The organism is Streptomyces sp. NPDC029164 (assembly GCF_055563995.1).
The window spans coordinates 20906-35812 of record NZ_JBVHWW010000021.1; the positions used below are offsets into that span (position 1 = coordinate 20906).

Annotated in this window: 12 protein-coding genes; 10 read left to right on the plus strand and 2 right to left on the minus strand. The window is 71.0% G+C overall.

All coding sequences use genetic code 11. The features are described 5' to 3' along the window. Positions 1-7 precede the first annotated feature (7 nt). Positions 8-1000: an N-acetylmuramoyl-L-alanine amidase gene (locus ACZ4VT_RS21000; RefSeq protein ID WP_467951613.1), complete on the minus strand. Its 993-nt coding sequence runs from the start codon at positions 998-1000 to the stop codon at positions 8-10. Between the two features lie 138 nt (positions 1001-1138). On the opposite strand from ACZ4VT_RS21000, the gene ACZ4VT_RS21005 reads away from it, so the two are divergent. Then, positions 1139-2206 carry an AraC family transcriptional regulator gene (locus tag ACZ4VT_RS21005; protein WP_467951615.1) on the plus strand — a complete coding sequence of 356 codons (1068 nt, stop codon included), beginning with the start codon at positions 1139-1141 and terminating at the stop codon, positions 2204-2206. Positions 2207-2385: 179 nt separating this feature from the next. Then, entirely contained in the window at positions 2386-2967 is a 582-nt protein-coding gene (locus ACZ4VT_RS21010) for an RICIN domain-containing protein (protein ID WP_467951617.1), read from the plus strand. Positions 2968-3062: 95 nt separating this feature from the next. Here the strand turns inward: ACZ4VT_RS21010 and ACZ4VT_RS21015 are convergent, their stop codons facing one another. Continuing rightward, positions 3063-3707, minus strand: coding sequence for a class I SAM-dependent methyltransferase (locus ACZ4VT_RS21015; protein WP_467951619.1), 645 nt, complete (start codon positions 3705-3707; stop codon positions 3063-3065). Between the two features lie 168 nt (positions 3708-3875). On the opposite strand from ACZ4VT_RS21015, the gene ACZ4VT_RS21020 reads away from it, so the two are divergent. The 8 genes from ACZ4VT_RS21020 (at position 3876) to ACZ4VT_RS21055 (ending at position 14887) form a co-directional block, all read left to right on the plus strand. Next, complete coding sequence (locus ACZ4VT_RS21020) at positions 3876-4952, plus strand: hypothetical protein (protein WP_467951620.1); 1077 nt, start codon at positions 3876-3878, stop codon at positions 4950-4952. Between the two features lie 96 nt (positions 4953-5048). Continuing rightward, positions 5049-5897, plus strand: coding sequence for a helix-turn-helix domain-containing protein (locus tag ACZ4VT_RS21025; RefSeq protein WP_467951622.1), 849 nt, complete (start codon positions 5049-5051; stop codon positions 5895-5897). After that, positions 5857-6123: a DUF397 domain-containing protein gene (locus ACZ4VT_RS21030; RefSeq protein WP_467951624.1), complete on the plus strand. Its 267-nt coding sequence runs from the start codon at positions 5857-5859 to the stop codon at positions 6121-6123. Before ACZ4VT_RS21025 ends, ACZ4VT_RS21030 begins: the two co-directional genes overlap by 41 nt. A gap of 43 nt (positions 6124-6166) precedes the next feature. Further along, positions 6167-7768: a serine/threonine-protein kinase gene (locus tag ACZ4VT_RS21035; RefSeq protein ID WP_467951625.1), complete on the plus strand. Its 1602-nt coding sequence runs from the start codon at positions 6167-6169 to the stop codon at positions 7766-7768. 285 nt (positions 7769-8053) lie between these two features. Beyond that, positions 8054-9709, plus strand: coding sequence for a serine/threonine-protein kinase (locus tag ACZ4VT_RS21040; RefSeq protein ID WP_467951627.1), 1656 nt, complete (start codon positions 8054-8056; stop codon positions 9707-9709). Positions 9710-9916: 207 nt separating this feature from the next. Next, positions 9917-11392, plus strand: a complete 1476-nt coding sequence (locus tag ACZ4VT_RS21045; RefSeq protein WP_467951629.1) for a hypothetical protein — start codon at positions 9917-9919, stop codon at positions 11390-11392. A 129-nt stretch (positions 11393-11521) separates the two neighbouring features. Further along, positions 11522-13654 (plus strand): acyl-CoA dehydrogenase, encoded by a 2133-nt coding sequence (locus tag ACZ4VT_RS21050; RefSeq protein WP_467951631.1) that lies wholly within the window; start codon positions 11522-11524, stop codon positions 13652-13654. Positions 13655-13690: 36 nt separating this feature from the next. Further along, positions 13691-14887 carry a lipid-transfer protein gene (locus ACZ4VT_RS21055; protein ID WP_467951632.1) on the plus strand — a complete coding sequence of 399 codons (1197 nt, stop codon included), beginning with the start codon at positions 13691-13693 and terminating at the stop codon, positions 14885-14887. Positions 14888-14907: the final 20 nt, after the last annotated feature.

Consider the following 14907-nt stretch of genomic DNA (forward strand, 5'->3'; position numbering starts at 1 on the left):
AGTGGGACTACCCGCCGAGGAAGCCGACGATGCCGTCCGCGATGCCCTGCGCCGCCTTCTGCCGCCATTCCGGACTCGTCAGCTGCGCCGCGTCCTTGGCATCACGCATGTTGCCGCATTCGATGAACACCTTGGGCCGAGTTGACAGGTTCAGTCCGCCGAGATCGTCGCGGACGACCAAGCCGGTCCCGCTGCCGAGGTAGTTGGCGGGGGCCGAGCCGGTGGTGCGGGCGAAGTTCCCGGCGATCCGCTCGCCGAGCTCGCGGGAGGGTCCGACGATCTTCGAGGTGTCCGCGGCGCCGCCCTTGACCTTGGCGGGGAGGATGACGTGGAAGCCGCGGCTGCCCGCGGAGACCCCGTCGGCGTGGACCGAGACGACGGCGTCGGCGTTCGCCTCGTTGCCGATGCGGGCCCGCTCGGTGATGCAGGGGCCCCAGGCCCGGTCCTGCTGGTGGGTGAGGACCACCTTCGCGCCCTGGGCCTCCAGGGCCGCCCGCAGGCGCAGGGACACGTCGTAGGTGAACTCCGCCTCCATGTAACCGGAGTTGGTGGTGGTGCCGGTGGTGTCGCACTCCTTGCGGCCCGTGCCGATGTCGACCTGCTGGTCGATCTCGTCGGTGTGCTTGAAGTTGCCCGTGTTGTGGCCGGGGTCGACCACCACCGTCTTGCCGGAGAGGGGGCCCTTGGCGGGCGCGGGGGCGGGTACGGGGGCCGCCGCGGGCGTACTCGCGGCCGCGGTCGGGCTGCCGCTCGGGGTGGACCCGGACTTCGCGTCCCGCTGACCGGGCGACCCGGCCGTGTGCGAGGCCGGCAGCGGCCGGGGCTGCTGCCCCTCGGAGCCGGAGCCGGCCAGCACCTGGGCCAGCACCCAGCCCGCCAGAGCGGCCGGGGCGAGCGCGGCGACCCCGACGACGAGCGTGGAGCGTCGGGTGAACCAGGGCCGGTCCGGGCTGACCGAGGAACCGGACTCGGGGGGCGGGGCACTGTCGTCTTTGCGCACGCGGTGATGCTAGACCGCCGCGCTGCCGCCCGGCCGGAACTGGGCCATCCGGGGGCGTGGTGCGCTTATATGAGCGACCGCTTCCTTCCCCGGTCGGTAGCTTCCGGTTCACCTGCAAGTCACCGGGAGGTTGTGTTCATGTCCGAAATCAGCACGGCCGGTGCGGAGCCTGAGGCCGGAGGCCGGGGGCTGCTGTTCCGGGGGAGGGACGTCGAGGAGCTCAGCGACCTGATCCGCGTGCGGTTCGCACGGCATCGGTTATCGGTGCTCGCCGACCATCCGCTCGATGGCCGATTCAGGTGCCTGCACGCGGGGACGGTCGCGATGTACGAGCTGGGGTACGGCTCGGAAGTGGACGTCACTCCCGAAGCGCCGCTCGACTTCTACAACGTCCATGTCCCGCTCGCGGGCGGCGGCGCCGTGACCGTGAACGGAAAGCCGCTCTCCTCCCCGCTCAGCATCGCGGGACCGGAACAGAAGCTGGCCATGCGCTGGAGCCACGACAGCGTCAACCAGACTTTGATCATCCCGCGCCAGAGCATCGACCACGCCCTTGCCGTTCGGCTCGGTGACCTGCCACAGAAGCCCGTGGACTTCGTTCCGGTCCTCGACGACCGGACGGACCCGGTGAAGGCGTGGCTGGGCGTGGTGCGGCATTTCGCCGAATTCGCCGACTCCGCCCTCGCCGCCCGGTCGCCGCTGGCGCTGGGGCACTTCGAGAAACTCCTCGTCGACGGCCTGCTGGACGCGCAGCCCCACGTGCTCAGCGAATCGGTGGCCGGCCGCGACTGCACCGCCCTGCCCAGCGCCGTGCGCCGCGCCGCCGCCTTCTGCGCCGAACACGCCGGCGAGCCCATATCGGTGGCCGACATGGCGCAAGCCGCCCGGGTCGGTGTGCGGAGTCTGAGGGAGGGCTTCCGCACGCACATGGGCACCACTCCGCTGGCCTACCTGCGCGCCGTGCGGCTGGACCTCGCACGCCGCGATCTGCTCGCACTCGCCGACGGCCACGCATCGAAGACCGTCACCGATGTGGCCCTGCACTGGGGGTTCACCCATTTGAGCCGATTCGCCGGACACTATCGCAAAGCCTACGGGGAAACTCCTGCGCAGACGTTGCGCAGTGTCCGGCGAGCCGGGCGACCGCAGGGCGGCGGGGCTCCACGCTATCCCGAAACGCACCCGCGCCCCGCCGGAAGTGGATAGCTGCACGTCTTGCGGCAGGGCCATGCTGAGGTCCTGTCGGCCCGGACCACACGCCGACAGTGCACGCGACGCATCCCCTGCCGGCGGCATCCACAGGTGCCCGGCGGGATGCCCGGGGGCCGCTGAAAGCGGCCGTTTCCAGACCGGATTTCACATCAGCAAACGGGGAGAACCACTTCATGCAGCTCAAGCGAACTCTTGCCGTCGGTGCGTCCGCCTTCGCCCTGTCCCTGTGCCTCTCGCCGGCGTCGGCGACGGCACTGGAGGCGGAGACCGGCGCCGGCGCCTCCACGCCGCTCCTGGCCCAGTTCATAGAGGGCGGCGGGACGGCGGACTTCGCCCTCCAGGCCGAGCCCGCGATCGGCTACATCATCAACCAGAGTGGCAAGTGCCTCGAGATCTCGAACTCGTCCACCGCCAACGGCGCGCGGGCCCAGCAGTGGGACTGCAAGAACCAGCCCGGCGCGAAGTGGGGCATGGCCGACGCGGGTGGCGGCAACTACTACCTCTACAACGCCCACAGCGGCAAGTGCCTGGAGATCGAGAACTCGTCCACCGCCAACGGCGCGCGGGCCCAGCAGTGGGACTGCAAGGGCCAGGCCGGCTCGAAGTGGAGGTTCTACGTGGTCGCCGGCCAGGCCGCGAAGGTCGTCAACGCCAAGAGCGGCAAGTGCCTGGAGATCGAGAACTCCTCCAAGTCCAACGGTGCGCGGGCCCAGCAGTGGGACTGCAACGGCCAGCTCGGGGCGTACTGGCACTAGGCACCCGCGCCCGACCCGAGAAGCATGACCTCCGTGCGGTCCGGACCGCACGGAGGTTCCTTCATGTCCGACCGGAGCCGGAGCGGAGCCGGTGCCTAGATGCCGGACCCGGTGCGGCGCAGCACGCGCAGCGAGTCGGTGACCGAGATCTCCTCGAAGGCGCCGGAGGCCAGGGCCCGCAGGTAGATCCGGTACGGGGCCTGCCCGCCGTCGGCCGGATCCGGGAACACGTCGTGGATGACCAGCGTGCCGCCCTCCGCGACGTGCGGGGCCCAGCCCTCGTAGTCGCCGCCGGCGTGCTCGTCGGTGTGACCGCCGTCGATGAAGACGAAACCGAGCTTGCCGCCCCAGGCCGCGGCGACCTGCGGGGACCGGCCCACGATCGCGATCACGTGGTCCTCCAGACCGGCCTTGTGCAGGGTCCGGCGGAAGGTGGGCAGCGTGTCCATCAGGCCGACCTCCGGGTCCACGACCGTCGGGTCGTGGTACTCCCAGCCCGGCTGCTGCTCCTCACTGCCTCGGTGGTGGTCGACGGTGATCGCCGCCACGCCGGCCTCGCGGGCGGCGTCCGCCAGCAGGATCGTGGACCGGCCGCAGTACGTCCCGACCTCCAGCAGCGGCAGCCCGAGCCCGGCCGCGGCCGCGGCCGCCTCGTACAGCGCGAGCCCCTCCCGTACGGGCATGAACCCCTTGGCGGCCTCGAAGGCGGCGAGGGTCTCCGGCTTGGGGTGGGCGGCCATGGGTTCCTCCTGAGCTGCGACTGGTCGGCCCATGCTGCCCTACCGTCGGGTAGGGGTCCATGCCGGGGCCCGGGGCGGGCGTACCGGCTGGGCCTGGCGGGGGACGGCGCGCGGTGCGCCCCGTTTCGCTCCGCAGGCTTTACTTCCTATTTGCGTACTTTGACCGCCATGAACAAGCTCGGAATCCTCGCAGGCACAGCCGCGGCCCTCGCGACGATCGTCGTCGCGATCCCCGCCACCGACGCCCACGCGCAGTCGATCGTCCTGTGCAGTCAGACGGCCCTCAGGACCGCCATCACCCAGGCGAACGCCGCCCCCGGCCCCAACACCCTCTTCCTCGCCCCCGGCTGCACGTACAACCTGACCGCATCCGACAACCCCGGCAACGGCCTGCCGATCGTCACCAGCGACATCACCATCGTCGGCAGCCTCCTCGGCACCCAGAACGTCATCAGGCGCCAGTCGGCGACCGCCTTTCGCATCTTCGAGGTCCAAGGGCCGAACGGACGCCTGACCCTCAACAGCCTCACCGTCCGCGACGGCCGCTCGGACAGCAGCGGCGGCGGGGGAATCCAAAACAACGGCGGCGCGCTCACGCTCAACTCCGTCGAAGTGACCAGGAACCTCTCGGACTTCAGTGGAGCCGGCGGAGGCGTCTACAGCAGTGGGGCGCTGACCATCCGCAACAGCACCGTGAGTTTCAACCGATCCACCAACAACGGTGGCGGCCTCTTCTCGGTCGGCACCGCGACGCTCTCGAACGCCACCATCACCGGCAATACGGCCAGGGACAGCGGCGGCGGGATGGACGTGAGGGGCAGTCTCAACCTCACCAACAGTCGCGTGACCGACAACGCCAGCGACGACGCCGGCGGCATCCTGTCCTTCGCCCTGACGGGCACCATCACCGACACCCTCATCCGAGGCAACACCATCGCGGGCGACAACTTCGTGGGCGGCGGCATCCTGAATGAGAGCGGCAGCACGCTCACCCTCGAACGGGCCACCGTCTTCGCCAACAGGGCTCTCGGGAGCGGCAGCCAAGGCGGCGGCATCGCCAACGCCGGTGCCGGCAACACGGTGAACCTCAGGAACAGTTCGGTCTCCTACAACTACGCCAGGTCCGCCCCGGGCGGCATCCTCAACAACGGCGGCACCGTCTCCCTCACCGCAACCCCCGTCGAGGAGAACCACCCGACCAACTGCACTCCGAGCGTGCCGGCGGTGACCGGCTGCACGAACTGACCGAAGACGGGCCGATTGCGTGATTCAGGCCACCTGTCCGCAGCCGGGCGATTACGCTCGGCTACGGAACCACAACTGGCTTGGGGGTGACCGTCCATGGTCAGCACGCGCGATCTCGATCCCAGCGCCTCACCGTTGGACTACTACGGCTACGAACTGCGTCGGCTGCGAGAGGCCGCAGGGCTGAAGCAGGCGCAGCTGGGCGACGTCATCTACTGCACGGGCTCGCTGATTGGGCAGGTGGAGACCACGCGAAGGGTTCCGACCCGGGACTTCTCGGAACGGGTCGACGCGGCGCTGGGCACGGACGGGCATTTCTCCCGGCTGGTGGGGCTGGTCCTGCGGAGCGTGCTGCCGACGTGGTTCCAGGCGTACGCGGAGATGGAGGCTCGGGCTGCTTATCTCTCGACGTACCAAGCGCAGTTGGTGGACGGACTCCTGCAGACGGAAGCGTATGCGCGCGCGGTGCTGGGGGTGTGGAGTGAGGAAAACCTCGACGCGAGGGTCGCTGCCCGAATGGAGCGTCAGCGCATCCTGGACCGCGAGAATCCGCCACTGATGTGGGTGGTGCTGAACGAGGCCGTACTGCACCAGGAGATCGGTGGCCGAGAGGTCATGCGGAATCAACTCGCCCACTTGTTGGCCCTGCGGAGGCGCGAGTGGGTGCAGGTGCAGATTCTGCCTTTCGAGGCGGGTGCCCATGCGGGGCAGCCGGGCTCGTTCAGTCTCCTGCGGTTCGACGACGACCCGGACATTGTCTATACCGAGGACTTCGTGCAGGGCCATATGACGGCCAATCCGCAGGCTCTCAGGGAAGGTTCACTCCGTTACGATCACCTGCAGGCCGCCGCACTCTCCTTGGAGGAATCGGCGGTGCGGATCGCCCGCGTAATGGAGGAACGCTATGGAGATCATCCAGAACCTGACGGGCGCACGGTGGCGTAAGTCTTCGTACAGCTCCGACACCGGCGGTCAGTGCGTCGAGTGCGCCCCCCTCGGCACCGCCGCCTGGCGCAAGGCCTCGTACAGCGGCGACACCGGCGGGCAGTGCGTAGAGATCGCCGCACAGCCCTGTCTCGTCGCCGTTCGGGATTCCAAGAACCCCGACGGGCTCGTCTTCACCGTCCACCCCGCGGCTTTCGCCACCTTCGTGAGGGCCGTCTCTGTATGATCCGCTCCCGACTGGGGGCAGGGGATCCGGGGGAGCAGAGGCTATGGAGCAGGTAGGGCCGGGGGGCCCGACGCACGTGGGGCCGTTCGAGGTCGTCGGTGTGCTCGGGCAGGGCGGGATGGGTCGGGTGCTGCTGGGCGCCGGGCCGGACGGGCGGCTCGTCGCCGTCAAGCAGGTGCTCGCGCACTTCGCGGACGACGAGGGCTTCCGGGCCCGGTTCCGGCGGGAGGTCGCCGCCTCGCGCAAGGTGTCCGGGGCCTACACGGCCGCGGTGATCGACGCCGATCCGGACGCGCCGACGCCCTGGCTCGCCTCCGTCTTCGTGGCCGGACCCTCGCTGGGGGCCGTGGTCAAGGCGGTCGGGGTGCTGCCGGAGGACGTCGTACGCCGCCTCGCGGCCGGACTGACCTCGGCCCTGGCCGAGATCCACCGGGCCGGGCTCGTCCACCGGGACCTCAAGCCCGACAACGTGCTCCTCGCCGAGGACGGGGTACGCGTCATCGACCTCGGCATCGCACGGGTCACCGAGGGCGAGGCCGAGGGCGACACCGGGCTGACGCGTACGGGGTGGGTCGTCGGTTCGCCCGCGTACATGTCGCCCGAGCAGGCCGAGGGCAAGCCGCTCACGCCGGCCAGCGACATCTTCTCGCTCGGTTCCGTCCTGGCCATGGCGGTGACGGGCCGCAGTCCCTTCGCCGGCTCCTCCACCCTCCGGACGCTGTACGACGTGGTGCACGGCGAGCCGGACCTGAACGAGGTCCCGGCGGGGTTGCGCGACCTCGTCGCGCGCTGCCTGGCCAAGGACCCGGAGGCCAGGCCGTCCCCGGCGCAGCTGCGCGAGCTGATCGGGCCGGTGACCCCGGCGGGGCGGCAGTGGCCCTCCGCCGTGTACGGGATGCTCGCCGCGCAGCGGGCGCGGATCGACGGGCTGCTCGGCGGCGGCCCGGCCGCCGAACCGGAGCCGTCGCCGCCCGCCCCGGAACCCACGCACGTGCCCGCACCCGTACCCGTACCTGCCCCCGTACCGAAGGTTCCGCCCGTTCCGCCCCGTCCGACGGAACCGCCCACCGAGCCGAGCTCGCGGCCGCGGAGCCCGTGGCGCGACAGGCGCCGGATCACGGCCCTGGCGGCCGCCGCCGTGCTGCTGGTGGCCGGCACCGGGGTGGTGGTGTACGTACGGGACCGGATGAACGCCCCCGCCGCGTATGCGGGTCTGCCCACCTGCGCGAAGGCCGCCGACACCCTGCCGTTGGATCTGCGGGACTCCTCGCTCGACACCCGCTCCAAGGAGGCCTGGGGCGTGCGTACGGGCTGCACCTGGAACGGGCTCGACAGGACCACCTCGCCCCGCGCCCTGGTCCGTTGGGAACTCAGCCTCGGCGGGGACGCGACGCACAACACGGACGCCCAGCGGGCCCGCTTCCGGGTGGACGCGGCCGAAAAGACCGCGGCTCCGAACCTGACCTTCGGGACGGAGGCCTACTGGGGGAGCCCCAGCCTCGACTGGACGTGCGCCCTCGCCGTGCGCGAGGGCAACCTCTCCGTCTGGGTGGGCCTGTACGCGAGCCCGTACAAGACGTCGGAGTGCCAGGACAAGGCGAAGGCGGTCGCCCGCGCCGCGCTGAAGGCCGCCCCGCGACGCTGACCCGCGCCGACCGGCCCACCCCTGCGCTCTACCCGGCCGGCGGGCGCAGGCGGCAGCCGTTGCTCGTGCCGCAGCCGAGCCGGCCGCACCCCCGGCACACCCACCACGCTTCGGACCGTGGCGCCGGCCCGGTCCCGCCCCAGCGGTTGCGGCGGAGCATGACGGTGAACGGCGTCAACGCGCGCCCGCAGCGCGGGCAGTCGGGGGCGGCCATGTGGACCTTCCTCTCCCGGGCGGACCCTCTCTGTATGATCCGCTCCCGACCGGTGGAGGGGGACCAAAGGTATGGAGCGCATCGGGGCCGAAGGCCCCACGCGGGTAGGGCCGTTCAGGGTGGCCGGGATCCTCGGGCAGGGCGGGATGGGGCGGGTGCTGCTGGGCGCCGGGCCGGACGGGCGGCTCGTGGCCGTGAAGCAGGTGCTCGCGCAGTTCGCCGACGACGACGGGTTCCGCGCGCGGTTCCGGCGGGAGGTCGACGCCTCGCGGAAGGCGCCCGGTGTCTACACGGCCGCGGTCATCGACGCCGACGCGGACGCGCCGACGCCGTGGCTGGCCTCGGTGTTCGTGGCCGGGCCCTCGCTGGGAGCCGCGGTGCAGGCCGCGGGGGTGCTGCCGGAGGAGACCGTACGCCGTATCGCGGCGGGGCTGGCGACGGCTCTGCTGGAGATCCACCGGGTGGGCCTCATCCACCGGGACCTCAAGCCGGACAACGTGCTGCTCGCCGAGGACGGCGTGCGGGTGATCGATTTCGGGATCGCGCGGGCGGCGGAGCGCACGGGGGACACCGATCTGACGCGGACCGGCATGGTGATCGGGTCGCCCGCGTTCATGTCGCCCGAACAGGCCGAGGGCAGGGAACTGACCCCGTCCAGCGACGTGTTCTCGCTCGGCTCGGTGCTGGTCATGGCCGTGACGGGCAGCAGTCCGTTCGTGGGCCCGTCGACCCTGGGGACGCTCTTCAACCTGGTCCACGGCGATCCCGACCTGACGGGAGTCCCGCAGGGGCTGCGGCCGCTGGTCGAGCGGTGCCTGGCCAAGGACCCGGCCGCCCGGCCGTCTCCGGCGCAGCTCCTTGATCTCCTCGGCCCGGTCGCCGCGGCCGGCCGGCAGTGGCCGCCCGTGGTGTACCGGATGCTCGCCGCGCAGCGGGTGGACATCGAGCGGCTGCTGGGGGACCCGGACCGTACCGCGGTGGCCGTGCCGGGGCCGCCGGCCGTGGTGCCCGTACCCACGGCCGTACCGCCGGCCAAAGCCGCGCCCGTACCGCTGACCAAGGCCGTGTCCGTCGAGGAGTGGATCGTGCCGGCCCACGAGCCGGCCGCGACGTGGGCCGGGTACGCGCGGGAGCGCCGGAGCAGGGGAAGGCTCGCGGCGCTCGTCGCCGCCGGTGTGCTCGGGGTGGCCGGCATCGGAGCCGGGGCGTACGCGCTGCGACCGACGGGCGGCGGAGCCGAGCTGTCCGGCCGATCGGAGGAGCTGGGCAAGTACGCGAGGCTGGAGCCCTGTGCGGAGGCGGTGGGCAAGCTGGGGCTGCCGCGGCGCGACCAGGACAGCGACCGTCATTCCGAGCACGCCCTCGGGGCACAGACGACGTGCGCCTGGTACGACGCCAAGACGATCGGGGCGTCGCCGAGCGCCGTGGTCCAGTGGGACGTGCAGCTCAGCGACGGGGGAGCTCGTAACGCCACCGCGACCCAGCGGGAGATCTTCCGCAGGGAGGGGGCCAACAGGATCTGGGAGTCCGATCTCGGGTTCGCAGACGACGGCTACCGGGGCAATCCCGGAGCCGCCGGGGTCTGCGCCTTGGTCGTCCGCGACGGCAACCTGGTCGTCCGGGTGAGCCTCGGCGGCTCGATGCATCCCGCGGCCACCTGCCATGAGGACGCGAAGAAGATCACGAAGGCCGCGCTGGAGGCCGTGCCCCGTGTCCTGTCGGACTGAACCTTGTGGCACTGGCACTGGCACTGGCCCTGACGACCTGCGACATCGGGTTCCAGCCATGGCCCGTTATACAGACGCCCAGGGGCAGCCTAAAGTGGACAGTGGTAGGCAAGTGACACCCGGAGTCAACTTAAGGTGTTTCGGGTCGGTGAGGCCGGTGCCCCGTCCCCATGGTGTGCGTCATGGTCCAGGAACGAGGAGGCACACATGCCTCAACTTCCCTTTGCGTTTGAACCCGCGCCGGAAGCTCTCGCTGCAGCTCGTATGTATGCCGACGACTTGTTGCTGCTTCCCAACGTCTTCGGTGTCGGCGCCGCCCAGAAGGTCGTGAATGGTCAGCGCACGGACACAACCGGTGTTGTCGTGTACGTCACCAGCAAGCAGTCTTCTGCCAGCCTCGCCACGTTGGACCGTATCCCCCGGGAACTGAACGTGGGGGGCGACAGGGTCGTAACCGATGTCGTCCAAGCCGTTCAGCCGAGGCCGTGCGACGTCAGTGACGGGAAGGTGCGCCCTCTGGTGGGTGGCTGCCAGATCGGTTCCGGCAACTCGGCAGGCACCGCCGGTGGTGTGTTCTACGACCGGCGCTATCCCTGGGCCCCGGTCCTCCTCACCAACAACCACGTCCTCACTGATCCGAACACCCCCTACTCGCTCCCGATCTCGACGGCTGTCACGCAGCCTGCGGGAGGGGAACACATCGGATTCATCCAACGCATCGTGCCGTGGTGGCCCGCACCGTTCGGCGCCCCCTACGCCTTCGAGTACGTAGTGGACGCCGGGATCGTTGGATATCTGGACGGCATCAAGACGAAACCCAGCATCCTTGACATCGCTGGAAAGCACCCCTTCGCGGCCCTTCCTCCCTACCGCAACCTGAGAGTCGTCCGTCGCGGATTCCGTACCCAACTCAAAGCCGGCACGGTGGAATGCACCGGCCTCACGCTTGTCTGGGACTCCAACCATGCCGACAAGACGTTCAAGGCCGGAGTCGGCGGCACCCTGTTCGCGATCCGCTCGGATCCCCGCGAGGTTACCGCGATGGCCGGTGACAGCGGGTCACTGGTCGTGGATGCTGCAGGCGAGGCCACCCGCGGCCTGGTGTGCCTCACAGACGGACAGGATGGGGGACTCACCTACGCCTGCGACATTCTTGACGTCATGAAGGAGATGGAGATCGATACCGCCTGCAATGGCGGCATCAGGCGTATGGTGATCTTCTCCATACTGAAAAGGTTCCCCACCCTCTCCATGGCCGACCGCGAACGGCTGATCTACGAGAATTTCCGCAAATTCGCCGGCTTCCGTGCCGACTACTTGAGCCCGAACGGCGAGGGCACGCTGTCCAGCGTGCTCGGTGCTCTGTTCGCAGGGGAACCCGGGCAGGCGATCGCCGAATCCATGCTCACCGACGATGAGTTTGCCGGGCTGCTGCCCCGTGCGATCGGAACATGGCTCATCGAACCGACGGTCTTCGACATGCTGGAGTACGTGCTGCCGGACCACTTCGTGCCCGACCTGCTGGCAGCGTTCACGCGGCTCGACCGCATCCAGCCGGGCGCGATCGACACCCGCTGGCTGGCGGACGCCTTCCAGGACGGGGACGGGCGGTCGATGCGGGAAGTGCTCGATCGCAGGGTGAAGGCGCCGGAACCGGCGGGTCCCGCCGGCCGGCACGCGTAACCCGGCTTCCACGGGTGGTGGACTTCGCGGGGTTCGGTCAGGGGGCGTGTGCCCCACTGAGCGGCTGTGCGGCAAGAACACCTCGATCTGACCTTCCGTCAGATTGGAACGTGTTCTAGTCTGCCGCGCATGGGCATCGGAATCACGCAAGAGCAGCGCGAGCTGGCCGAGGCGGTGCGCGGATGGGTCGCGCGGGCCGTGCCTCCCGAAGAGGTGCGCAAGCTGCTCGACACCCCGCCGCAGACCGGGGCGCGGCCCGCCTACTGGGACGCGATGACCGAGCAGGGGCTGCTGGAACCGCACCTGGACGGCGGGACCCTGCTCGACCTGGCCGTCGTCGTCGAGGAGGCGGCCCGGGCCGCGCTGCCCGGGGCGTACCTGCCGAGCGCGCTGGCCTCCGTACTGCTGACGCGGGCCGGTGCCGAGCCCCTCGCCGGGCGGGTCGGGGCGGTCGCACTGGGGCCCGGCACCCTGACCGCCGTGGCCGTCGAGGGCGGCGGGTACCTGCTCGACGGCCTCGCGCCGCCCGTGCTCGGCGCCGGCGAGGCCGACCTCGTGCTGCTCGCGGCCGAAGCCGCGCACGGCACCCGCTGGTTCGCCGTCGACGCCGCCGCGCTGGACATCCGTACGCACGAGAGCGCCGACCCGACCCGCCCCACCGCCGAGGTCCGGGCGCGCGGGGTCACCACCACCCCCGACCGGCTGCTGGAGCTGGACGCGGCCCTGGTGCGCGACCTGGCCTGCACCCTCTTCGCCGCCGACGCCTGCGGCACCGCCGCCCGGAGCCTGCACACCGCCGCCGAACACGCCAAGGTGCGCGAGCAGTTCGGCCGGCCCATCGGGCAGTTCCAGGGCGTCAAGCACCTGTGCGCCGACATGCTGGTCCGGCTGGAACAGGCCCGGGCACTGGCCTGGGACGCCGCGCAGGCCATGGACGAACCCGCCGACGTGCGCTCGCTCGTCGCCGCCCTCGCCGCCGGGAGCGCCCTGGACGCCGCGTACTCCTGCGCCAAGGACTGCATCCAGATCCTCGGCGGCATCGGCTTCACCTGGGAGCACGACGCCCACATCCACCTGCGACGGGCGCTCGTCGCCCGCCAGCTGCTCGGGTCCGGCGACGGACACCGCCTGCGGGCCGTACGGCTCGCCGCGGGCGGCGCGCGGCGCGAACTGCGCCTGGAACTCCCGGCGGAGGCCGAGGCGTACCGGACGAAGGCCCGGACCGCCATCGAGGACGCGCGCGGGCTCGACCCGGCCGCCGCCCGCCGGATCCTCGCCCCCACCGGCTACGCGGCCCCGTACCTGCCGCCCCCGTACGGGCTCGGCGCCGGCCCCGTCGAACAGCTCGTCGTCCAGCAGGAACTGGCCGCGGCGAGGGTCAAGGTCGCCGACCTCGGGATCGCCACCTGGGTGGTGCCCTCCCTGCTCGCCTACGGCACGCAGGCGCAGCGGGACGCCTACGTCCTGCCGACCCTGCGCGGGGACGTCACCTGGTGCCAGCTCTTCTCCGAGCCGGGGGCGGGCTCCGACCTGGCCTCGCTGCGGACGAAGGCCGAGCGGACCGGGGACGGCACCTGGAGGGTCAACGGACAGAAGGTGTGGACGAGTTCCGCGCACAGCGCCGACTTCGGGATCCTGCTGGCCCGCACCGACCCGGACGCACCCAAGCACCAGGGGCTCGGCTACTTCGTCGTCGACATGAAGAACACCCCCGGCATCGACATCCGGCCGCTGAAGGAGATCACCGGCGAGGCCCTCTTCAACGAGGTCTACTTCGACGACGTGGAACTCCCGGCGGACGCCCTGGTCGGCGCGGCCGACGGCGGCTGGAAGGTCGCCCGCAACACCCTCGGCAACGAACGGGTCCACATGGCCGACCAGATGACCTTCGACACCGGCCTGGAAGCGCTCCTCGCCCACGCCGCCGACCTCGACGGGACGTACAGGGCGCGGATCGGCGCCCTCGCCGCCGAGGCGCACGCCCTGGCCTGCATCGGGCTGCGCACCACCCTCCAGCAGGTCTCCGGGCTGGAGCCGGGCGCGGGCGCATCCGTACGCAAACTCGTCCAGACCCCGCACCAGCAGCGGACGGCCGAGCTCGCGCTCGAACTGCTGGGCCCGGCGGGCGCCGTACGGGAGGGCGCGGGGGAGCGGGCGGTGCACGGCATGCTCATGTCTCGCTGCCTGACCATCGCCGGGGGCACCACGCAGGTCCAGCTCAACGTCGTCGCCGAGCGGATCCTCGGCCTCCCCAGGGACTAAGGGACCAAGGGACTAAGGGACTAGGAGTCATCGGGCATGAAGTCGCGAAAGTCGTACATCGTGGGCGTCGGCATGACGAAGTTCGAGAAGCCGGAGTCGCGGGACTGGCAGTACTGGGACATGGCGAAGGAGGCCGGGACCGCGGCGCTCGCCGACGCGGGCGTGGACTACGGGCTGGTCGAACAGGTCCCGGTGGGCTACTGCTTCCAGGCCTCCACCGCCGGCCAGCGGGCCGCGTACGAGCTGGGACTGAGCGGGGTCCCCGTCTACAACGTCAACAACAACTGCGCCACCGGCTCGACGGCGCTGATGATGGCGCGGCAGTTCGTGGAGGGCGGACTGAACGACTGCGTGCTGGCGCTGGGCTTCGAGAAGATGAAGCGCGGAGCGCTGGGCGGCGGGGCGGACGGCGGCGACTTCACGACCTCGCCGGTGGCCCGCCACTACGGGATCATGGCCGCGGGCCACGGCTTCGAGATGTCCCCGCCGACCGCGCAGATCTTCGGGAACGCGGCGCGGGAACACATGGAGCGGTACGGGACCACGGCCGCGCAGCTCGCGGCGGTGGGCGCGAAGAACCACCGGCACTCGGCGAACAACCCGAACGCGCAGTTCCAGGACGTGTACTCGGTGGAGGAGATCCTGGCGGCGAAGGAGATCCACGCACCGCTGACGAAGCTCCAGTGCTCGCCGACCTCGGACGGGGCCGCGGCGGCGCTGGTGGTGTCGGAACGGTTCGTGGTGGCGCACGGGCTGCACGACAAGGCGGTGGAGATCGTCGCCCAGGCGATGACCACGGACACGGAGGAGTCGTTCGCGTCGGGCTCGTGCATCGACGTGGTCGGCAAGCCGATGACCGTGGCGGCGGCGCGGCGGGTGTACGAGGACTCGGGGCTCGGCATCGAGGACGTGGACGTGGTGGAACTGCACGACTGCTTCTCGATCAACGAGCTGCTGACGTACGAGGCGCTGGGCATGTGCGGGGACGGGGCCGCCGGGAAGCTGGTGGAGTCGGGCGCGACCACGTACGGCGGGCGGTGGGTGGTCAACCCCTCCGGGGGCCTGATCTCCAAGGGGCATCCGCTCGGCGCGACGGGGCTGGCGCAGGCGGCGGAGCTGGTGTGGCAGCTGCGGGGGGAGGCCGGCCCGCGGCAGGTCGACGGTGCGCGGGTGGGCCTTGCCCACAACATCGGGCTGGGCGGTGCGGCGGTGGTGACGTTGCTCCGGAAGTGACGGCGCGCCGCCGCTGCCGG